Raw genomic sequence first — 22,294 nt, 5'->3', positions numbered from 1 at the left:
ATTTGTTTTTGTTAATTAATCTAATTTAAAGCGATTAACCACATCAGTTAGCTGTTGGCTACTGTGTTTAAGATTATCGCTCGCACCAGAAAGTTGTGATGTATTGGCCAGAGACTGTTCGGTTGATTGCGATAGTTCATTAATTCGCAAATTGACTTCATCCGCAGCACTTGATTGTTGCTCAGTCGCACGGGCTATTTGACCATTCATATCGGTGATCACTGACACCAGACGTTCAATTTCAGTTAATGAGGTATTGGCAGATCCGGCTTGTTGTACTGTGCTGGTGGATAATTGTTGGCTAGCTGTTACCGCCTCTACGGCCGCCTTTGCGCCTTTTTGTAATTTGGCTATCATCGCCTGAATTTCGTCTGTACTCTTGCCTGTGCGACTTGCAAGAGTGCGTACTTCATCAGCTACAACGGCAAACCCCCGGCCTTGTTCGCCAGCACGTGCCGCTTCGATTGCAGCATTGAGTGCCAGTAAATTGGTTTGCTCCGCAATACCGCGTATCACGTCTAGTACCGATCCTATATTATTACTTTCTTGAGCTAAATCAGCGGTAACTTGACTCACAATCTCAATATTTTTGGACAGTGTTTCTATGGCTTGGATTGTTTTAGCAACGACTTCTTTACCTTCAGATGCATTCACCGCGGCTTGGTTAGCGGCTTGTTCAGCCGCTTCGGCATTGCGACTTACATCATGAATTTGGTGGGTCATTTGCTCCATTGCTGCAGCGACTTGCGTTGAGCTATCGTTTTGCAGTTCAATAAAAGAATGATTGGTTTTACTCGCATCATCCACTGTTTGGGCATGCTGGTTAACATCATTGGCATTATTTGCCACTTGTTTAAGTGACTCACGCATTTTGGTAGTAAATAAATTAAAGTGGCGAGATAACCGTGATACCTCATCATTACCATTTTCATCTAAGGTTTGGGTTAAATCCCCTTCACCTTGAGAGATACTTTTCATCATATTTGCAGCAAGCCGAGTTGGTAATAAAATACTTCTGGCGATTAAGTAACTTAAACTAATTAATAGCAAAATAATCACTGCGGCATTGAGAATAACTAAATTCCGTAAGCTGGCAAAAGCCTCATCAATAGTATCAATATAGACACCTGAACCGACTATCCATTGCCATGGGGTAAAACCTTTCACATAGGCTATTTTATCAACTGGCTGATCTTTGCCTGGTTTAGGCCATTTGTAAGGGATAAAACCTTCACCACTTTGCTTAACTATTTTAACCATTTCAACAAATAACGGTACGCCATCGGGGTCTTTACTGTTGCTGAGTGATTTACCGTTTAACTCTGGTTTAAAAGGGTGCATAACCATGGCTGGCTGAAAATCATTGATCCAGAAGTAATTGTCATTGTCATAGCGAATACTAGCTATCGTAGTTAGTGCACCTTGTTGGGCTTGTTGCTCGGTGAGTTCGCCGCTTTGTTGTAATGAATGATAATGGGTAATAACACTATAAGCAGCTTCAACCAGATTTTTTGTTTTCGTATATTGGCCTGCTTTGAGTGAACTATATTGCTGAGTTAAACTGGTAATACTTAAAAAAAGTAAACCAACAACGACCAAACTTACCAAGATAGCTAAGCGCTGAAAAATAGTAAAACGGCGTAGGTACGACATAAAAAATCCTTTAGAAGTGCTCGCAGTAGGCGCGCATATATTAAGCGTAGTAAATATTACTTTAAAATCTAGTTAACTGTCCCTTGTTTTGGTCTAAATTATTTTAAATAAATAGGATTATCATTAAGTCAAAAAAAAGGCCGATTTTTCAATCAGCCTTTAGTCTAACTTGGGGAGTCAATACTGACTTACTCTACATCAAAATGACGATTAAAGAAGTTAGTGATTGTTTGATGCAAGTGAGTTTGCACTTGTTTACCCCGTAAGCTGTGCTTGGAACCTGGGTAAGTCATCATTTCAAATTGCTTTTCGTTATCTTGCAATTGTTTGAATAACTTAGTGGCATGGGTAAACAATACGTTATCGTCGGCCATACCATGGTAGATCATTAATGGCCCTTTCAAGCCATCTGCATATGGAAATACCGCACTGTCTGCATAGCCTTTGGCATTTGTATCAGGATGTCCTAAATAACGCTCGGTATAGTGAGTATCATACAGTGCCCAATCAGTCACTGGCGCTCCAGATACGCCTGCTTGAAAATAATCACCAGCTTTAAACATGGTCATTAATGCCATATAGCCACCGTAACTGTGACCATAAATACCAATGCGTTGTGGGTCAACATAATCAAGCGTACGTAAAAATTCGACGCCTTTTATTTGATCAGCCACTTCAACCACACCTAAATGTTTGTAAATGGCATCTTCAAACTTTTTACCACGATTATACGAACCACGATTATCTAATTGGAATACCACATAACCTTGCTGTGCCATATATTGGAAATATAAGTTTTTGCTGCGCCAACTATTGGTTACGCGTTGTGCATGTGGGCCGCCATAGACATTGACAAGAACAGGGTGCTTTTTACCATCATTTACCGTTGCAGGTTTAAATAAACGATAGTGCATCACTTGACCATCATCAGCAGTCAAAGTGCCATATTCAGGCTCAGCTAGATCAGCAAGATAAGGGGTCAGTGGATGGTTTTCATCAAGTTTATTTTGCTCTAACCAAGTAACAAATTCACCGTTTACTTTACGCAGTGCCGCTGAGTTTGGTTTGTTAACCGATGAACTGTTATCAATAAAAGTTTTACTGTCTTTTGCCATTACCACATTGTGATAAGCACCTTGCTCCGTGATACGTTTAATATCGCCCTTTTTAAACAGTGGAACACTGTATAGCTGGCTTTCCAAAGGCGTGTCTTTGCGTCCGGCAAAGTAGACAATGCCTTTTTTCTCATCAATACCTTTTAAGCTATCAACCACCCAGTCACCATCGGTGATCTGACGCACTAACTTACCATTGGTACGATATAGATATAAATGCTTAAAGCCATTGCGCTCAGAGGCCCAAACAAAATGTTTTTTATCTTTCAAAAACTGTAGATCAAAATGTAAGTTGATCCAGCTATCACTAGTTTCTGTTAAGGCTACTTTTTGCTCTGTAGTTTCGCTGTTATAAAAGCGCAATTCTAAGTTGTGCTGTGAGCGGTTTTGCCACTGATACGATAGCGTTTTATCATCTTCTAACCATTTTGCACGGGCAATGTAAATGTCTTCATCTTTACCTAAATCAACCCAATCAGTTTTTTGATTATCAAGCTTAACCACACCAAGTTGAATTTTTACATTATTAGTGCCGGTAAATGGGTAGCGTTGGTTAAACAGTTTCACTTCATCAGCGTAAATTTCATTGCGGATAGCTTCTTTAACTGGGCTTTCGTCAATGCGAGTGAAGGCTATTTTTGATTCATCACCAGACCACCAATAACCTGTCATTCGGCCCATTTCTTCTTGCGCGACAAACTCCGCCATGGCGTTTTTGATCACACCGCCGCCATCTTTACTCAGCTGAATTTCTTTACCTGATTTAAGATTTAGCGCATAAAGATTTTGTTCACGGACAAACGAGACAAAGTTTCCTTTTGGTGAAAAGCGTGCGTCGGTTTCAAATGCCTCAGTATCGGTCAGTTTACGGCTTTTTCCTGCTCCTAGCTCGTAATAATAGAGGTCACCATTAAGTGGAAATAACAAGGCTTTACCGTCTTTAGACCATTTGTATTCTAAAATACCTTTACCAAAAATACGTTGGCGCTCACGGCGTGCTTTTTCTTCGTCAGAGAGGTTTTCAGGGCCTGAAAAAAGTTTGGCAGAGTCGACTAAAATACGATTTTTGTTATCTTTTAAATTATATTCCCACAAATCATAACGGTTGTAATCGTCGCTTTTACCTTGCAGGTAGGTAACTCGGCTACCGTCTGGTGAAAACTTAAGCTGTACAGGTGCTTTACCCGCTAAACTTGGATCATCAAAAATACGTTCTAAAGTAAGAGGCTTCGCTTGCACTGTGATGGCTGTTGCCACCAAAGGTAGCAAGTATGAGAGGTGTTTAATTTTTTTTAACACGTGTTTACCTTCGCTCGAATAAAAACTGCAACGATGGTAAAGCCAAGCGTGGGCAACTGCAACTAAATGCTATAAAGTAGCGAAAATGTAATGCACTTAATTTGTAAGGAATAAAAATGACCGTTGAATTCTCTTTAGCTCCAGAACTTGTACGTGATTGTATTGAACTGGCCGATTGGCCATTATGCAAAGTGTTACTTATGAATGATAGTCAATACCCGTGGTTTATTTTAGTGCCTCGTAAAGCTAATTTAAAAGAGAGCATTGATCTAAGCGAGTCTGAACAGGTATTGCTAATGCAAGAGTCAGCGAAGTTAAGTCGGCTACTCAAAGAGGTACTTAACCCAGATAAACTTAATGTCGCAGCGCTTGGTAACATGGTTCCACAGTTACATATTCATCATATTGCTCGCTATAAAACCGATGTCGCATGGCCTGCGCCAGTATGGGGTAAATATCCCGCAGTGCCTTATAGTGAAGAGCAATTGGCACGTTTAAAAACACATTTTTAATCGTGGTTGAGTGTTTACATAATAGAGTTTGATCACAGTATTATGATTTTTCGTTGGGTAAAAATAGACTATGCTTAGGGTCACTAAATCGTGGCTGTTTATTACACTCAGTATATAGGGATTGCAAACTAACTGATGAAAGCTTTTGTATTGTTTACCTTGCTAAGTGTATTTTCGCATCACAGTGCTGCAAATACATTTTACTTTGTTGGTACCACCTTTCCGTCGGTACTTGAAAAAATGAACAAGGTCAAATAGAAGGCTTAGGCGCCGACATCGCAGGTGAAATTTGCCTGCGTTTAGGTTGCCAAATTAAAATTGATATTTTGCCATTTAAACGGGCGCTAAAAATGGTTGAGCTTGGTAAGGCTGATGCATTCATAGGTCCTTATAAGTCGGCTATTAGAGAGCAGTATATGGTTTATAGTGAGGCTGCTTTCTATCAAGACCCGCTGGTTTTTTATGTCAAAAATAGTAATGAATTTCAGTGGCATAATAATTTAGAGACATTAAAAGAGTTATCGATAGGGTTAACCCGAGGTTGGAACTATGGTGACGATTTTGAGCGATATAAAAGTCAGTTAGAAATTTCTGAAGTGGGTACTGTTGAAGCCAGTTTTTTGCAATTAATTCATGACCGTGTCGATATTATAGTGACTCATCCAAGAGCCGCACAGCCCGTTATTAAGCAGTTAAGTTTAGCCAATCAAGTGAAACAGTTACAGCCACCATTAATTGTTAATAAAGGCTATTTTGGTTTTTCAAAAAAACGTAATTTAAATGAGTTTATTATCTCATTCGATAAAGAATTAAATAATATGATTGCTAATGGTGAAGTAAAAAAAATGAGTGAAAAATATGGTTTAGCATTCCCGTAATAGCAATATTGAATTAAAAAAGGCGTTATAGGTGAGCCCCTAAAACGCCTTTTTAGTATTAATTATATTATTTTAAACCTAACTCTTTCTTACCTTGTTTAAAGGTGACATCTACAGGAATATTTGCTTGGCTTAGTTTTTCTAAATCTTTAGCAAGTTCCACTTTGATATCACCATGTGTCGCAATCAGTTGATCGACTTTCTCATAATCACCATCACCTTGTAAGGTTAAGATCAAACCAGATAGCTTGGCCATTGCTTGGCCCATTTTTTCCATATTTACGCTGTAAAGGCCTTGCTCATTTTTAGAGAATGCACCTTCTTCTGCGAAAAAGTTAAAGCGGATCATATTTGCTTTACCATGGGCACTTGATGCGCCAAAACGCACTGAGCGGAAAATACCGGCCATAAAAGTGATGTAATAATCTTCAAGTGTTCCCTCAGTGATCTCACCTTTTTTGAGTAACTGCTCAACCATGTACAAGCCTAAGATATCGGCTTTGCCTTCTTCTAAAGCACTGGCATGTTCTTGTAAAGACTGACGAACAGTGCCTTTACCTGTGATAGTATTTTTGATCCCTAAACCATGAGCGACTTCGTGGAACATGGTATTGGCAAAAAATGCATCGAAAGTAATGTGTTTACGTTGCTCAGGAACAATTAACTGCTCAGCGATTGGCACCAATATTTTATCAAACTTAGCGCGCATAGCATTTTTCAGTTGTAAACGGCGAGTGCCTTTTTCAAGTTGTACTTGTTCGTCATTTGGTAAGTTAATGGCAATGGTTTTACTGCCAGCATTAGAATGACCTGCGTAGTAAACAACATCATATGCATTTAAGTCCGCATCAGAGCCAGGCACTTCTTGTTTGTATTTGGCATCAACAGGGAGGCCTTTTTGTAGCTCTGGTAAAAATGCTGCAAATTTTGCAAGACGCTCTGACCATGCTAAATCTTTCACTAAGACATACGATTCGAAGGCTGCGCGAGAGCCGAACAATTGATCTTCATAGGTTTCGATTGGACCAATAACGATATCGATCGGGTTGTTCTTCATGTCCATCCAAGCAAAGTCTGATGCTTGATAATCATCGTTTTGTAGTGCATCTGCACGTAAGTTCAGGTAACTAGCAAACTCTTTATCATCGGCAAGCTTGCTCGCCTCACGTAATAAGTTAGCTGCTTTTTCAAGCGCTTTAGCATATTCAACCGAATAGGCAACGCTATACAGCTTGCCTTGTTCATCTCGCTTAATGACTGAATACAGACCATTTTTATCTGCTACGTCAGCCTTGTTTAGCTCTTCTTTAGAGATATCGGCTGGATAAAATTGAGCTCCGGCTGTTTTATCTTCATAGCCTGACAAAAAGACTTGATCGCCATTTAATCTATCCCATGGTCCATAGTTAATATCGGCAAATTTTTGTACTTTAGGATCATTGATTTTGGCTAAAAATGCCGCTTTATCTTCACCAAATGCTTGGCGCCAGAATAGATCATCCATAATTTTAGACGCATCAATAAGTTTTGCTATTAACGCTTTTTGGTTGTCGCTTAAATGTGATAAATCAGTGGTTAAACTAAAATCGGTATAGATATCAAGGCGACTAGTGTCAGCGTTAATAAGTTGTGGGCCGCTATCTTGTACTTGCTTTGTAGGGGCTGCAGCAGCATTTGACGCTTTAGGTGCGCTGGCTTGATCTGAACATGCACTAAGAAAAACGGCACCGGTAAGAATAAGTGCTTGGCTAATTTTATTGAGAGTCATTATATTGCCTGTTAAAAAGTAAGTTTAATTATAGATACCCTTGAGAGGGTATTTCGCTTCCTTGTTATGCCAGCATTAAAGCAAATCTTATGCGCAAATAGCAAGTTTCCTGTGTTGTGATGGTCTAAGCGAAGGGATATAAACTGTAGTAGAAAAATAAACTAACATAATTTCTATAATTTCCTTAACTTTAGCGGTAACTTAGACAATACTGTATCTATAAGAAATAAACATTCCATGGTTTGGATGTATTAAAAAATCAATACAAAAGGATGGCACATTTATGTCAACAGAAAACGCACTACTGACCATTTTGGTTGATCGTATTAATAATGACACGTTAGTTTTACCAACCTTGCCTGAGGTTGCGGTTCGTGTACGTCAAGCTGCCGATAATCCAGATGTAAATTTAGCGCAAATGGCTGATGTGATCTCTCATGATCCGGCATTAGCAGCACGGATGATAAAAGTCGCAAATAGTGCTTTTATGGGGCGCACAGTTAAAGTTTCTAATATAAATCAAGCGGTAACGAGAATTGGTCTGCGTCAGATCAAAAATATCGCAACAGCAATGGCGATGGAGCAACTATTTGTTTCAAATAATGAGCTGATCAAAGGTTATATGGATAAGGCGTGGCAGAAAACTTTAAAAGTAGCATGTCACTCAATTACTGTGATGGAGTTTTTCCTTAAGAAAAACAAGCAGACCTCATTGAATCGTGACACCATTACACTCGCATCATTGGTTTATAACATTGGTGTATTGCCTATTTTGACGGAAGCGGAACGTCACCCAGAAGTATTTGCCAATCCAAGCTTTTTAGCGCATGCGATTCAAAAGCTTAGCGGTAAAGTAGGGGGAGCCATCATGCGCGCTTGGGAGTTTACTGATGAATTTGTTGAAGTAGCAGAAAGCTGGGCCAATCCTAACTATCGTCCAGAACATATTAGCTATGTTGATTTCATTCGTATCGGTGCGATTATGGAAGGTATTTTACAAGTTTCAGATAAGTCAGCGGCATTACAAACTTACATTGATAAAGGTGTGATCCCATCACTGGATATTTTCTCAAGTGATGAATACAACGATATGCTTGATGATGTGAAATCAGTATTTAATTAAGCTAAGTCGTCAGTTAAAAAAAGCGCCAATAGGGCGCTTTTTTAGTATTTAAAACTTAGTCAAAATTTAGGCTAAATCTTCAACGTCACCTAAACCAGCCGTAAGTTCTTCTAGCATTAGCTTAATTTCTTCAGAAGCGAGAATAAAGTCAGCATCAAGTTTGACTAACATATCTTCTTTAGGGATGTCGGCGTTTTCTTCTTTTAATGTTTCAGAGTAGCTTAAGCGCTTAATAGAGCCATCATTTTGCAGCATGAACTTCAGGCGCTCTTGCCAATCTAGTGCAAGTTTAGTTACGCGTTTACCGCTTTCAAGGTGCGATTTAACTTCATCACAAGCTAAATCATGGCCTTTAAGCTTAACTTGAGCACCGCTATCGTCTGCTTCTTCAAGCTCTGCGTCAGAGCCTATAGCAAAGCCTTCAGGTGTACTGAAGTTAGTTAACCAGTCCGTTAAAAACACATCTAAATCATAGTTTGCAAATGCAGGAACTACCGGCAATGTACCCAATGATTTGCGCAGTAGTGCCAGTAACTCTTCTGCTTTATTAAAACTACCACTGTTAACGACTACCCAGCCATTTTCTTGGTCAATAAAGGCAAACTGTAAACTCGACTTTTTAAAGGCTTGCGGTAATAAGCTATGGAGGATATTTTCTTTGAGCTCGTCTTTTTCTTTTTTCTTAACAGGGCGATTTTCTTCGGCTTCGATAAGTTCTATTTTTTCAGCAACCATGTCGTTGATAACGGATGCAGGAAGTACTTTTTCTTCACGTTTAGCACAAACCAAAATACTCTTTTGTGAGAAATGAGAAAGGGTATCACCATGTTTACCAAAGGCTTTGGTCCAGCCAAATGTACTTAAATCTTGACTACCGCAAGGGCGAAATAAATCTTGCTCTAAGGCTTTCTCAAAGTCTTCTTGGGTGTACGACACGTCTTGCTTAAAGCGGTAACAAATAAGGTTACTAAACCACATAGGGAGATTGATCCATTCGGTAAATTTGCCCAATCATAACAATAAAAAGCTGATGCGCAAATGACTGATTGGCCAAACGTTTAGCAATTAAGCAAAGTGTTAGGCAAACAGTCTCGGCGCATTTAGTTATTAAATATAGACAAAGGTTTTGGCATGTCTTTAGGGAAACTAATATGATAATGCAAGCCGTTCCCCGGTGAGCTTGTCGCATCGATTTCGCCGCTCAAGGTTTGCTTAACCAAATTGAAAGTAATGTGTGTGCCCAGACCACTGCCGCCTTGATCGCGTTTAGTCGTAAAAAATGGGTCAAATAGTTTTTCAAGTTGCTGTTCGGTAACGCCATTACCATTATCTTTAAAGTCGATAATTACTTGGTCATCTTCATCTTTAATAGCAATGTCTATAATGCCATTGCTGACACCATCAAAGCCGTGGATCAATGAATTCATAATCAAGTTGGTAAATATTTGACTGATAGCACCAGCAGGTAGATTTAAGGTTAAGTCTACCGGGCAATCTAAATTTATATGATGGCTGGTATTTTTTATCTTAGGGTGTAACGAACGAATAATTTCACCAAGGTATTCTTTTAGGTTGATTGTGCGCACGGCTTCACTGGCTTGATCAACCGCAATTTGCTTAAAGCTGGCAACCAGCTCTGAAGCACGGTCTAGGTTAGTGGTTAATAGGCTAGTACTTTGTTTGGCATCATTGATAAACTCTTCAAGTGCTTTAGGCGAGAGTGTTTTATCTTTGTAAGCATTTTCAATTTGTATTAGGCGCTCTTGCAAAAAGGATGAGGCTGTAACTCCAATACCGACCGGGGTATTTATATCGTGGGTAATACCGGCGACTAAACCACCTAAAGCAGCCATTTTTTCTGAGCTGACTAAACGCTCTTGCGCCATATTGAGTTCATCAACATAGCGTTGCATTTCAGTTTGTTTGGTGAGCAGCTCTTGTTCAGTATGGCGACGCAAATCAACTTCTTCGGTGAGCGTTAGTTTTTGTTTTTCCAACTCGTATTTTTGTTGCTGTAAATCCATCATAGCTTGACTTAAATTTGATGTTTTACGTGCCACTTCTTGTTCAAGTTGTAGATTTTGCTGATCGAGCTTTTCGTTACTTATTATTAATGCTTTTTGAGTTTGTTCAAGCTCTTTGCGGTATTGCACAACTTTATCGATCAACTTATTGAATGATTGCTCCATTACTTTTAATTCGTTGTGCTCAGTTGTTTCAATTTCGATATGTTGACCTTCGAGGTCATCTAATTGAAGATCTTCAATTTGCTCTGTTAGTTGTGCTAGAGGTTCTGTGAGTAGTTTTCTAAATGCCATTAAGAATAAGATGATTAAAAATGTAGTTTTGATCATCGCATTGCCAATTAAAAAATAAATTGAGATCATAATGCGACTAAATACCACTTCTCGGCTCGAAAATAGCGTGACATCACCAACTTGGGTGGCGCGGCCAGAAAATTCAAAGATCAATGGAAAGGTATAACCGAATAAGCCAGATGGAGTATCTTCGATAATGGCTTCTTCTTGTACTAATTGTTGGCTGTATAGCTCGCGAATATCGAGTGAGCGACCTAATTGTGAGATTATTTCGCCGCTATCGTCACGCACAATAATACCTTCAATCATTGGAATTGCTAATAAGCCTTCTGCTGTGGTGATGGTTTGTTTAGTGTTTAGCTCCCAAATAGCACGGGTTAAACTACGACTAAATGTTTTTTGTAAGGTCGTCAGTTCGTCACGTATATAATCTTTCGTGTTTACATATTCTGCAATAACTTGCCCGCACGTGACTACAAAAGTTAATAAAAAGTAGACGGATAACACGCTGGTAAGTAGCTTTTTTGATAGGCTTTTTTGTAGCATCGGTGGCCTATAGCTCCTTTATTTTTTTCACAAAGCTTAATTAATACCCTAGCAACGAGTACACTCAGTACTAAAGTTAGCTAATAAATGTTTAAAAATAAATAAAATAATCTTATTTAACAGTACAAACATTGTTAATTTTCTTTTTTCAGCAAAAACTTAAGCTTATCGCTGTTAAATTTTTGTGTTATAAAATCACAACAGTATTATAACATTATTATTTACTGAGTGATTTGTTGTCTACTCAGTAATCTATTATACGTATTTTAGTTGTCTATATTATGAATTTTTCCGTACTGGTGTGTGATGATTCAACAGTAGCACGCAAACAAGTTATACGCTGTTTAAATGAGTGTATCGCAGCAGATATTATGCAAGCAAAAAATGGCCGTGAAGCGTTGGAGTTAATGCATATACATAACTTCGATTTACTGTGTCTTGACTTAACTATGCCCGAAGTCGATGGAGTACAAGTTCTTGAGAGTATTAAAGCACAAAAGATTGAATGCTTTGTGCTGGTTATCTCGGCAGATATTCAACTTGAAATGAAACAACGTGTCGCTAAGTTGGGAGCTATAGCCTTCGTTGATAAGCCGATAGATAAAACAAGATTAAATGAAATACTGCATAAATTCGGCATTCATTAGATTTCTTTATAATCAAAAAGCATAATTTATCTTTTTATTTGGGGTTGACAGAATAGGCCTGTTTAAGGCAGTCTAAGGGCTATGAAAACAAATAATCACGCATTGACCATTATTATTACAACCACCATTCTTACTGGATAGTGGCATAGGTCGGTGCAACAAATTTAAAGGCCTGTGTTCACAACGAACACAGGCCTTTTTTCGTTTTATGGGATGAGGAAACATAAAAAATGCGAGTATTAAAATTTGGTGGGTCGTCACTTGCTGACTTTGCCTGCCTACAACAGGTAGCACAGTTAGTTAAAGCACAATTAAAAGACGAAATGTTATTGGTGCTATCCGCTCCAGGTGGCATGACCGATTCATTGGTTGCACTGGCAAGCGCTGCTGAACAAGGACTTGATTATGATACACAGTGGCACGCATTAATTGAGCGTTGCCAAAGCTTAAAAGCAGCCGTAGAAGCTGAATATGGTAGTGTTCAAAACTGGCCTGATTTAAACGAACTGCAAAATAAGCTAGCGGGTGTCAAACTCATCCAATGTTGTCCAGATCAAGTGCGTGCTTATGTTATTAGTTTTGGTGAGCGCATCAGTGTATCACTGATGCAGTGTTTATTAAGCTCACATAACGCCCACTACCTCGAAGCAACCGATTGCATTGTATCAACTAATGGTCATATTGATGCGGAAGCTGATCTAGTGGCGAGTAAAATTCGTTTTCAAACGGCTTTAAAAGCTAATCCTGCGACTATTTATATTATGCCTGGCTTTACAGCTAGCAACGAACAAGGCCAGCTAACTACACTGGGACGTAATGGCTCAGATTATTCAGCCGCAATTGCAGCAGCGTGTTTAGAAGCGCAAGTATGTCAAATTTGGACTGACGTTGATGGTGTGTACAGTGCTGATCCGCGTTATATCAAAAAAGCCTCTAAAGTTGATTTTTTATCATATAAAGAAGCGATGGAGCTTTCTTACTTTGGTGCCAAAGTTCTCCATCCTAAAACAATTCTACCGTGCGCTAAAGCTGGCGTGCCGTGTGAAATTAAAAATACCCATAATCCGGATGCACAAGGATCACTGATCAGTAATGATAATGTGTCATCGGAGCCGGTAAAAGCGTTATCTAGTTTACAAAATCTTGCGATGCTAACGGTTTCAGGCCCCGGCATGAAAGGTAAAGTAGGCATGGCATCAAAAGTTTTTAATGCCCTTGCTCACGATAATGTTTCGATTGTACTGATCACTCAATCGTCATGTGAATTTAGTATCAGCTTCTGTGTCCATGAATCAGATTTGCCATTGGCTCTTGAGGCATTGCAAACTGCGTTTGAGCTTGAATCACAGGCGGGACTAATTGAACCTGTACAAGTGCAGCGTAATTTAGCAATCGTTACTTTAGTGGGTGATAATATGCGCGCTCATAAAGGCTTAGCTGCTAAATTTTTCGCATCACTCGCCCAAGCACAAGTTAACATTGTCGCTATTGCCCAGGATTCAACTGAAAGTGCAATTTCAGCAGTGATTGACGGCGAGCTGTGTAATGATGCTGTAAAAGTGTGTCACGAAAATTTCTTCACTCATATCCCATCAATTGATGTATTTTTATTAGGCTGTGGTTTAGTTGGCCAAGAACTTATTAAGCAGTTAGAGCGTCAGCAAGCATGGCTTGAAAAACGTAATATCAAACTAAACTTATATGGTGTTGCTAATTCACGTCAATTACATCTTGATAGCGAAGGAATTGCTTTTGACGATTGGCAGCAAAAGTTGGCAGCATCAGAACAACCGTTTGACCTCAAACTGGTTGAACAATTTGTTAGGCAAAATCATTTAATCAATCCAGTACTAGTTGATTGTACGTCTTCAGATGTTTTAGCGGCTCAGTATGTAGACTTTTTGAATGCCGGTTTCCACGTTGTGGCTGCAAATAAAAAAGCCAATACAAGTTCATATGCTTATTACCAAGATTTAATTACAGCAACGCAAAAAAATAATCGTAAGTTTTTATACGAAACAAATGTCGGTGCAGGTCTTCCTGTAATCGATAACTTACAGTCACTGTTTGGTGCTGGCGATGAGTTACTTGAATTTAGCGGAATTTTATCCGGTTCATTGTCATATATGTTTGGCGCATTGCAAGATGGTTTATCACTGTCTGAGGCAACCATTAAAGCCAAAGAAAGTGGTTTTACTGAGCCTGATCCACGTGATGATTTATCGGGCACTGATGTCGCGCGTAAGTTATTAATTATTGCCCGCGAAGCAGGTATGAAATTAGAGTTGAGCGATATCGAAGTTGAATCAGTGCTTCCTCCGGGTTTTGCCCAAGGTGATAACGTTGACGAATTTATGGCTAAATTGCCAAGTTTAGATGCTGCGTTTAATGACCGTATTCAAAGTGCCGCAAGTGAAGGCAAAGTGTTGCGTTATGTCGGTACTATCAAACAAGGCCACTGCAAAGTAGGTATTGAAGCGGTAGATGAAAAGCATGCTCTGGCTGTTATTCGTGATGGCGAAAATGCCTTAGCAATTTTGAGTGCATACTATCAACCACGTCCATTTGTTATTCGTGGTTATGGTGCCGGCTCAGCAGTGACTGCGGCCGGGGTATTTGCTGACATTTTAAAAACGTTATCGCGCTAGGAGAGTATAATGATCGAAGTATATGCTCCAGCCTCAATCGGTAATTTTGCAGTTGGTTTTGATGCCTTAGGTGCGGCGCTTGCTCCTATTGATGGCACGTTATTAGGTGATGTTGTTGCGGTAAGTCCTAGCGAGCTTGACGAATTTATATGCTCTGGCGATTACGCAGATAAACTACCAAGCGATGCCAGTGAAAATTTAGCGTATCAGTGTTTAGTGCATTTTCGTGAACATGTAGCGCCAACAATGCCAAGCGTTAAACTGGAATTAAAAAAGAACTTACCAATTGGCTCGGGTCTTGGTTCAAGTGCTTGCTCTGTAGTAGCCACATTTGCGGCGCTGGATCAGTTTGCAGGTACTGCACTGAGCCAAGTGCAGTTAATTGAATTAATGGCTGATTTTGAAGCGATTGTCAGTGGCGGTCGTCATTACGACAATATCACTCCGTGTTACTTGGGTGGTTTGCAGCTTACTGGTGATTTAATTCCAAATAAATCAATTGCTTTACCGGTTGATGAGCGTTGGTATTACGTAGCGGCTTTTCCTGGTTTTTCACTTAATACCGCCAAAGCGCGTTCAGTGTTACCAAAACAGCTAAGTATGCATGCGAGCGTTGAATTTGCGCAGCGCTTATCAGCGTTTAGTACTTTATTGTTAACTAGCCGATTTGATGAAGCACTCTCTATCATGAGTGATGAAATAGCGGAGCCGCATCGTGCGCCACTGATCAATGGTTTTAGTGAAGCTAAAGCGGCGCTGCCAGAGTTTGGTGCTGAGATTGTCAGTATCTCAGGTGCTGGTCCTACATTATTTACCGTGTGCAAAACGCTTGAAGCTGCACAGCAATGCGCACAGTGGCTTGAACAAAACTATATTAATGAGCAAGGCTTCTGCCACATTTGTAAACTCGATAACGCCGGCACGCGTCAGCTATAAGAATTTAAGGAACTAATAATGCAATTACATAATTTAAAAGATGATTCTCAAAAAGTGTCGTTTGTTGAAGCGGTTAAAACAGGTTTAGGACGTAATCAAGGAGTATTTTTCCCTGAATCGCTCGCGCCTTTAGCTGATGTTGATAGTTTACTCGATATGGACTTTGTTACTCGTAGCAGTAAGATTTTATCGCATTTGATTGGTGATGAATTACCTGCTGATACGGTTGCACAAATGGTGCAAAATGCCTTTAACTTTCCGGTTAAATTAATTGAAGTTGAAGACAATATTTATTGTTTAGAGTTGTTCCATGGGCCAACGCTTGCATTCAAAGACTTTGGCGGTCGCTTTATGGCTGAGTGCTTGGCACAATTTAGCCAAGGTGAAAAAACCACAATACTCACAGCAACCTCAGGGGACACTGGGGCAGCTGTTGCGCATGCGTTCTATAACAAGCCAAATATTGATGTGGTTATCCTGTATCCAAAAGGTAAAATCTCATTAGCACAGCAAAAATTGTTTACTACTTTGGGTAATAATATCCATTGCTACGCTGTAGATGGTAGCTTTGATGATTGCCAAGCGATGGTTAAAAATGCCTTTTTAGATGATGAAGTTAAATCTCGCTTAGGTTTAAATTCAGCTAATTCTATCAATATAAGTCGCCTTGTTGCACAAGTATGTTATTACTTTGAAGCAATAGCGCAATTACCAAAAGAGCAGCGCGCCAAAGCACATATCTCAATACCTAGTGGTAACTTTGGTAATGTATGTGCGGCGATGATCGGTGCGGTGATTGGTTTACCGGTCGCTAAACTTAGCGCTACAACCAATCAAAATGACACTGTACCGCGCTTTATCCTTGATAAAAACTGGGCGCCTAATGCCACAATCGAGTCATTGTCTAATGCCATGGATGTGAGTAAACCTAATAATTGGCCACGTGTACAAACCATGCTTGATAACAAATGGTTTAGTTATGATGATTTTTATTCAACTAGTGTTGATGAAAATGATACCCAAGCAGTGATGAAAAAAATTCATCAAACAGGCTATGTTGCTGAACCACATACAGCGATTGCTTATCAGGGCCTAAAAGCTAACTTAGCAACTGATTCTGCTGGTATTTTTCTGGCAACAGCGCATCCGGCTAAGTTTAAAGAAAGTGTTGAAGAGATTTTAAATATTGAACTTGAAATGCCAAAACCACTAGCTGATGCATTAGCTAAACCATGCTTAGCCGAAGATATCGCAGATGATTACGATATCCTGCGTGAAATATTATTAGCTAAACTAGGTTAGTTTTTACCCGCTCAGTAAAACTAAAAATAAACGGCATATGTGAAAGCAATGTCGTTTTTTATTGCTTTAAATTGTACTTAATAGCAGTAATGGAAAATTAAACTATTGAACGTGAACGGCGGTTTAGAACTCGTAAACAAAAAATTAAAATGGCTATAAGGCAGATCATAATCCCTGCAAGTATAACTAATTCATTCGCTACCCAATGGATTAGGAGTAATCCGCACATAAATAAAATAAATGGTTTAAATTCATAATAATAAAAGTGTTTGTTAACTTTAATGCGATTTACTTTATGATCTTTACGCCGTGAATTTGAGCGTAATCGCCAAATGTTGGCACCATTGAAGAATAAAAAAATACCAATGGCTGTTGGTAAAACAGTGCTGAAAAGTAAAATGCAAAGTCCGCCAACAATGACATAACAATAAGGAATTGATTCGTAGATAGGTTTAGCTAGCATAGTAAATTAGTTCATCATCCATGATTACATTGGTATCATAATAGTGTAAACAATCGCGAATGCAACAGATTAAGGTATAAATAATGTAAATGTTATTTGCTTTTATTCATTAAAATTTCTGATGCTTTAATAAAAAAATATCATTACAAAAACACTGTGAATTAAATTCAATCCCTGTTTAAATATGTTCATCTTTACACCATAGGCAAATTGACGTTTTCAGCGTATAATTCAGCCTTCAAAATACCATACACGTTGCCCTAGGAGCCCCCATGTTAGAACGTAGCATGAATATTTCGGATTTCGATCCAGAGTTATTTGAAGCAATCACTAAAGAGACTGCTCGCCAAGAAGAACACATCGAGCTTATCGCATCTGAGAACTACTGTAGCCCACGCGTACTAGAAGCGCAGGGTTCACAGCTAACAAACAAATATGCTGAAGGTTATCCGGGCAAGCGTTACTACGGTGGTTGTGAGCATGTTGACGTGGTTGAACAACTAGCGATTGACCGTGCAAACGAATTGTTTGGCTCAGATTATGCTAACGTTCAGCCTCACGCAGGTTCACAAGCAAATGCTGCTGTGTTCTTAGCTTTATTAGATGCTGGCGATACAGTGTTAGGTATGAGCTTAGCTCATGGTGGTCACTTAACGCATGGTTCACATGTAAGCTTCTCTGGTAAGCTTTATAACGCAATCCAATACGGACTTGACGAAGCGACTGGCGAGATTGATTACGCACAAGTTGAAGCACTTGCACTTGAGCACAAACCAAAAATGATCATCGGTGGTTTCTCAGCATACTCAGGTATTGTTGATTGGGCTAAATTCCGTGAAATCGCTGACAAAGTAGGCGCTTACTTGTTTGTTGATATGGCTCACGTTGCAGGCCTTATTGCTGCTGGTGTTTACCCAAGCCCAGTACCACATGCACATGTTGTTACTACAACTACGCATAAGACATTAGCCGGCCCACGTGGTGGTTTGATTATTTCTGCTTGTGGCGACGAAGCTATTTATAAAAAGCTTAACAGTGCAGTATTCCCTGGTGGCCAAGGTGGTCCTTTATGTCACATTATCGCTGCCAAAGCAGTGGCATTTAAAGAAGCACTACAACCAGAGTTTAAAGTATACCAAACTCAAGTTGTGAAAAATGCTAAAGCTATGGTTGCAGTAATGCAAGAGCGCGGTTATAAGATCGTATCTGATAAAACAGAAAACCACTTGTTCTTACTTGATCTAATTGATAAAGACATCACTGGTAAAGACGCAGATGCGGCTTTAGGTAATGCTAATATCACCGTAAATAAAAACTCAGTACCAAATGACCCACGTTCACCGTTTGTAACGTCTGGTTTACGTATTGGTTCACCGGCAATCACACGCCGTGGTTTTAAAGAAGCTGAGTCTAAAGAGCTTGCTGGCTGGATCTGTGACGTACTAGACAACATCAACGATGAGTCAGTACAAGCACAAGTAAAAGAGAAAGTTAAAGCAATCTGTAAAAAATTACCTGTTTACGCTTAATTGAGTTACAAACAGTAATTTAGATCACAATAGCCTAGTTTTTTGCTATTATAAAGGCCGCCTAAAAGCGGCCTTTTTTGTTTTTAACGGAAGCTGATACCTATGCATTGTCCATTTTGCACCGCAAAAGATACCAAAGTGATTGACTCGCGTTTAGTGGGAGGTGGCCACCAAGTAAGGCGACGCCGTGAATGCAATGAATGTCATGAACGCTTTACTACCTTTGAAGGTGCAGAGCTTGTAATGCCTCGGGTGATCAAACAAGACGGTAGCCGTGAACCTTTCAATGAAGATAAACTCCTTAATGGTCTACATCGTGCATTAGAAAAACGCCCCGTCAGTACCGAGCAAGTTGATGAAGTGGTCAATATTATTAAATCGCAATTACGTGCCACCGGCGAGCGTGAGATTTCCAGTCACCTGATTGGCGAATGCATTATGGAAGCGTTGAAAAAACTTGATAAAGTCGCTTACGTCAGATTTGCATCGGTATACCGTTCATTCGAAGATATTCGTGAATTTGGTGAAGAAATTGCCCGTTTGGGAGAGTGATATGAACCAATATCAGTTTAGCGAACAAGATTTCTTTTATATGACCCGAGCGATTGAGCTTGCCAAACAAGGACGCTTTACTACCACCCCAAACCCAAATGTTGGCTGTGTATTAGTAAAAAATGACGTTATTGTTGGTGAAGGTTTTCATCAAGTTGCCGGCCAAGGCCATGCTGAAGTGAATGCATTAGCAATGGCGGGTAGCCAAGCCTTTGGCGCAACTGCTTATGTCACGCTTGAACCTTGTAGCCATTTTGGTCGCACACCGCCGTGTGCCGAAGGTTTAAAAGCTGCTGGCGTGGTAAAAGTAATTGCTGCTATGGTTGATCCAAACCCGCAGGTAGCCGGTAAAGGTTTAGCTATTTTAGCGGACGCGGGCATTGAGGTTGCGTCAGGTTTGTTAGAACAACAAGCAAGGCTGTTAAACCGTGGCTTTTTAAAGCGCATGGAGCAAGGTATGCCATTTATTACCTGCAAAATGGCCGCAAGCCTTGATGGTAAAACGGCACTTAAAAACGGTCAAAGTAAATGGATAACGGGCCCTAAGGCTCGCCAAGATGTGCAACTACAGCGCGCACAAAGCTGCGCTATTTTAACCGGTGCGGACACAGTATTAGTTGATAATGCAAAACTCAATGTTCGTGTTGAAGAGCTGCCAGAGCCGTTACCAACGCAATTACCTGTACGCCAACCTGTACGTATTATTATTGATTCACAAAATCGTTTAACACCTGAGCTAGCATTATTTAGCATTGCCAGTGAAGTAATTATTCTTACCACTGAACTTGATAAATCACAGCAATGGCCTCATTACGTAAGCCATATTGTAGTACCAGAAAAAAATAATAAAGTTGATTTAGTGGCTGCCATGAAACTTCTAGCGCAGCAACAGTTTAATCATATTTGGTTAGAGGCAGGGGCAACCTTAGCGGGCCAAATGACTGAATGTAATTTAATTGATGAATATATTGTTTATCTGGCGCCGAAGTTGTTAGGGAATGACGGCAAAAGCTTACTAAACTTTACAGAGCTGACAAGTATGCAGGACGTTGTTAATTTATCAATTAATGAGAGTGTGTGTATCGGTGACGATATTCGTATCACGGCGACACCACGCAAAGCCTCATCTAAACCAAATAACTAAAGAGTAACCACTATGTTTACTGGGATCATCGAAGCGACGGGCACTATTAGCGAGTTACAACAAAAGCAAGGCGATTTAGCTATCCGCATTAAAAGTAATAACCTTGATATGGCCGATGTAAATTTAGGCGATAGCATTGCAACTAATGGGGTTTGCTTAACGGTTGTGGCCAAGCACAGTGATGGATTTAGCGCTGACTTATCAAATGAGACGATCAGTTTAACGGGATTTGCTCACTATAAACAAGGGCAAACTGTAAACCTTGAGAAAGCCATGCAGCCAGTATCTCGTTTAGGTGGTCACTTAGTTTCAGGGCATGTTGATGGCATCGCGACTATTACCGCAATTACGCCTAATGCGCGTGCCGTTGAGTACTGGTTAAGCACCGATGTAGAACTAATGAAATATATTCCTTATAAAGGCTCGGTATGCATTGATGGTATTAGCCTAACAGTAAATGCAGTAGCAGATAATAAATTTAAACTGACAATTGTGCCGCACACTAGTGAGCAAACAACTATTGCTGATTTTAAAGTAGGCACGCAAGTGAACTTAGAAGTAGATCAAATCGCGCGTTATTTAGAGCGTTTGATCAAAGGGGCAGAGCAGCCAGCTAGTTCAGATATTTCGATGAGTTTACTCGCCCAAGCCGGTTTTATTAAATAAACGCACTCCACAACTTACACGAGCAGATTATGAATTTACACAGCGCACAAGAAATTATTGATGACATTAAAGCCGGTAAAATGGTTATTTTAATGGATGATGAAGACAGAGAAAATGAAGGCGATTTAATTATCGCAGCCGAGCACATTAGTGCTGAAGCGATCAATTTTATGGCCACTCATGGTCGCGGCTTAATTTGCCTAACAATGACTCAAGAGCGCTGTGAGCAACTTGATTTACCATTAATGGTAAAAAACAATGGTGCGGCATTTTCGACTAACTTTACGATGTCGATTGAAGCATCGAAAGGTGTGACTACGGGAATTTCTGCTGCAGATCGCGCTCGTACTGTGCAAGCTGCGATTGCCAAAGGTGCTGTACCAAGTGATATCGTTCAACCTGGGCATATCTTTCCTATTATGGCACAACCAGGTGGCGTATTAACGCGTGCCGGTCACACTGAAGCCGGTTGTGATTTAGCCCGCTTAGCCGGTTTAGAGCCTTCATCAGTAATTGTGGAAATTCTTAATGCTGATGGCACCATGGCGCGTCGTCCTGATTTAGAAGTATTTGCTGAGCAACATAATATCAAAATTGGCACTATTGCTGATTTAATTGAATACCGTAACATGAATGAAACCACCATTGAGCAAGTGGCAAAATGTAAGTTGCCAACCGTACATGGTGAGTTTGATTTAGTTACTTATAAAGATACCATTGACGGCCAGTTACATTATGCGCTGTTAAATGGTGAGGTTAAAACGAATGAACCAACCTTAGTACGGGTTCATTTAAAAAGTACCTTCAATGATATTTTGTTATCTGATCGCAGTGCCGATAGAAGCTGGGGCTTGTCAGATGCCATGGCTTATATTGCAAAGCATCAAGGTGTGTTAGTTATTCTAGGTAAGCAAGAATGCACCGAAGAACTAGAAGCGACAGTCAAAGCGTTTGCTGCAGAAGATGCTGGTGAGACGGTCGCGCATCGTAAATTCCAAGGTACTTCACGCACCGTAGGCGTAGGGTCACAAATTTTAGCTGACTTGGGCATTGAAAAAATGCGTTTGATGAGCTTGCCTAAAAAGTACCATGCGTTATCGGGCTTTCACTTAGAAGTGGTTGACTACGTAGAGCCACAATAAGCACAACGCTTAAACTAGGCTATTATTTTATTTATATGGTATGATGCGCAGCA

Annotated in this window: 16 protein-coding genes and 1 pseudogene; 12 read left to right on the top strand and 5 right to left on the bottom strand. The window is 39.9% G+C overall.

Annotated features, from left to right (window positions below; genetic code table 11):
- Positions 1-15 precede the first annotated feature (15 nt).
- Together FW757_RS02895 and FW757_RS02890 are read right to left on the bottom strand one after the other, a co-directional pair.
- The gene (locus FW757_RS02895) at positions 16-1,653 is read right to left on the bottom strand and encodes a methyl-accepting chemotaxis protein (RefSeq protein WP_182718307.1); all 1,638 of its coding nucleotides are present in this window, start codon (positions 1,651-1,653) and stop codon (positions 16-18) included.
- Positions 1,654-1,841: 188 nt separating this feature from the next.
- Positions 1,842-4,067: a S9 family peptidase gene (locus FW757_RS02890; RefSeq protein WP_182718308.1), complete on the bottom strand. Its 2,226-nt coding sequence runs from the start codon at positions 4,065-4,067 to the stop codon at positions 1,842-1,844.
- A 116-nt stretch (positions 4,068-4,183) separates the two neighbouring features.
- On the opposite strand from FW757_RS02890, the gene FW757_RS02885 reads away from it, so the two are divergent.
- Both FW757_RS02885 and FW757_RS02880 read left to right on the top strand, forming a co-directional pair.
- Positions 4,184-4,579: an HIT domain-containing protein gene (locus tag FW757_RS02885; protein WP_182718309.1), complete on the top strand. Its 396-nt coding sequence runs from the start codon at positions 4,184-4,186 to the stop codon at positions 4,577-4,579.
- A 251-nt stretch (positions 4,580-4,830) separates the two neighbouring features.
- Positions 4,831-5,457 (top strand): annotated as a pseudogene (locus FW757_RS02880) (substrate-binding periplasmic protein); the annotation flags it as partial.
- A gap of 67 nt (positions 5,458-5,524) precedes the next feature.
- Here FW757_RS02880 and FW757_RS02875 read toward each other — a convergent pair.
- Positions 5,525-7,225 carry a dipeptidyl-peptidase 3 family protein gene (locus FW757_RS02875; protein ID WP_182718310.1) on the bottom strand — a complete coding sequence of 567 codons (1,701 nt, stop codon included), beginning with the start codon at positions 7,223-7,225 and terminating at the stop codon, positions 5,525-5,527.
- 283 nt (positions 7,226-7,508) lie between these two features.
- Here FW757_RS02875 and FW757_RS02870 point away from each other — a divergent pair, with 283 nt between their 5' ends.
- A complete protein-coding gene (locus tag FW757_RS02870) occupies positions 7,509-8,348 on the top strand; it encodes an HDOD domain-containing protein (RefSeq protein ID WP_149981203.1) in 840 nt (279 codons plus the stop codon).
- A gap of 66 nt (positions 8,349-8,414) precedes the next feature.
- On the opposite strand, the gene rdgC is transcribed toward FW757_RS02870, so the two are convergent.
- On the bottom strand, positions 8,415-9,326 hold the full coding sequence (gene rdgC, locus FW757_RS02865) for a recombination-associated protein RdgC (protein ID WP_145241151.1): 912 nt from the start codon (positions 9,324-9,326) through the stop codon (positions 8,415-8,417).
- A gap of 122 nt (positions 9,327-9,448) precedes the next feature.
- Positions 9,449-11,212: a sensor histidine kinase gene (locus FW757_RS02860; RefSeq protein ID WP_182718311.1), complete on the bottom strand. Its 1,764-nt coding sequence runs from the start codon at positions 11,210-11,212 to the stop codon at positions 9,449-9,451.
- 281 nt (positions 11,213-11,493) lie between these two features.
- Between FW757_RS02860 and FW757_RS02855 the strand changes: the two genes are divergently transcribed.
- From FW757_RS02855 to ribBA, 9 genes are all read left to right on the top strand, one after another.
- The gene (locus FW757_RS02855; RefSeq protein ID WP_179959161.1) at positions 11,494-11,859 is read left to right on the top strand and encodes a response regulator; all 366 of its coding nucleotides are present in this window, start codon (positions 11,494-11,496) and stop codon (positions 11,857-11,859) included.
- A gap of 230 nt (positions 11,860-12,089) precedes the next feature.
- Positions 12,090-14,507 (top strand): bifunctional aspartate kinase/homoserine dehydrogenase I, encoded by a 2,418-nt coding sequence (thrA, locus tag FW757_RS02850; protein ID WP_182718312.1) that lies wholly within the window; start codon positions 12,090-12,092, stop codon positions 14,505-14,507.
- Between the two features lie 9 nt (positions 14,508-14,516).
- Positions 14,517-15,443 (top strand): homoserine kinase, encoded by a 927-nt coding sequence (thrB, locus tag FW757_RS02845; RefSeq protein WP_182718313.1) that lies wholly within the window; start codon positions 14,517-14,519, stop codon positions 15,441-15,443.
- Positions 15,444-15,461: 18 nt separating this feature from the next.
- Positions 15,462-16,745 carry a threonine synthase gene (gene thrC, locus FW757_RS02840; protein WP_446440840.1) on the top strand — a complete coding sequence of 428 codons (1,284 nt, stop codon included), beginning with the start codon at positions 15,462-15,464 and terminating at the stop codon, positions 16,743-16,745.
- A gap of 735 nt (positions 16,746-17,480) precedes the next feature.
- A complete protein-coding gene (gene glyA, locus FW757_RS02835; RefSeq protein ID WP_145241140.1) occupies positions 17,481-18,737 on the top strand; it encodes a serine hydroxymethyltransferase in 1,257 nt (418 codons plus the stop codon).
- A 102-nt stretch (positions 18,738-18,839) separates the two neighbouring features.
- Positions 18,840-19,289 (top strand): transcriptional regulator NrdR, encoded by a 450-nt coding sequence (gene nrdR / locus FW757_RS02830; protein ID WP_016708083.1) that lies wholly within the window; start codon positions 18,840-18,842, stop codon positions 19,287-19,289.
- A 1-nt stretch (position 19,290) separates the two neighbouring features.
- A complete protein-coding gene (gene ribD / locus FW757_RS02825) occupies positions 19,291-20,433 on the top strand; it encodes a bifunctional diaminohydroxyphosphoribosylaminopyrimidine deaminase/5-amino-6-(5-phosphoribosylamino)uracil reductase RibD (protein ID WP_182718315.1) in 1,143 nt (380 codons plus the stop codon).
- A 12-nt stretch (positions 20,434-20,445) separates the two neighbouring features.
- On the top strand, positions 20,446-21,099 hold the full coding sequence (locus tag FW757_RS02820; RefSeq protein WP_182718316.1) for a riboflavin synthase: 654 nt from the start codon (positions 20,446-20,448) through the stop codon (positions 21,097-21,099).
- A gap of 29 nt (positions 21,100-21,128) precedes the next feature.
- The gene (ribBA, locus tag FW757_RS02815) at positions 21,129-22,241 is read left to right on the top strand and encodes a bifunctional 3,4-dihydroxy-2-butanone-4-phosphate synthase/GTP cyclohydrolase II (protein WP_145241135.1); all 1,113 of its coding nucleotides are present in this window, start codon (positions 21,129-21,131) and stop codon (positions 22,239-22,241) included.
- The last annotated feature ends 53 nt before the right edge of the window (positions 22,242-22,294 follow it).

The organism is Pseudoalteromonas sp. 1181_04 (assembly GCF_052850545.1).
The sequence above is the reverse complement of the archived record's forward strand: the minus strand, read 5'-3'. Positions and strand labels throughout refer to the sequence as shown.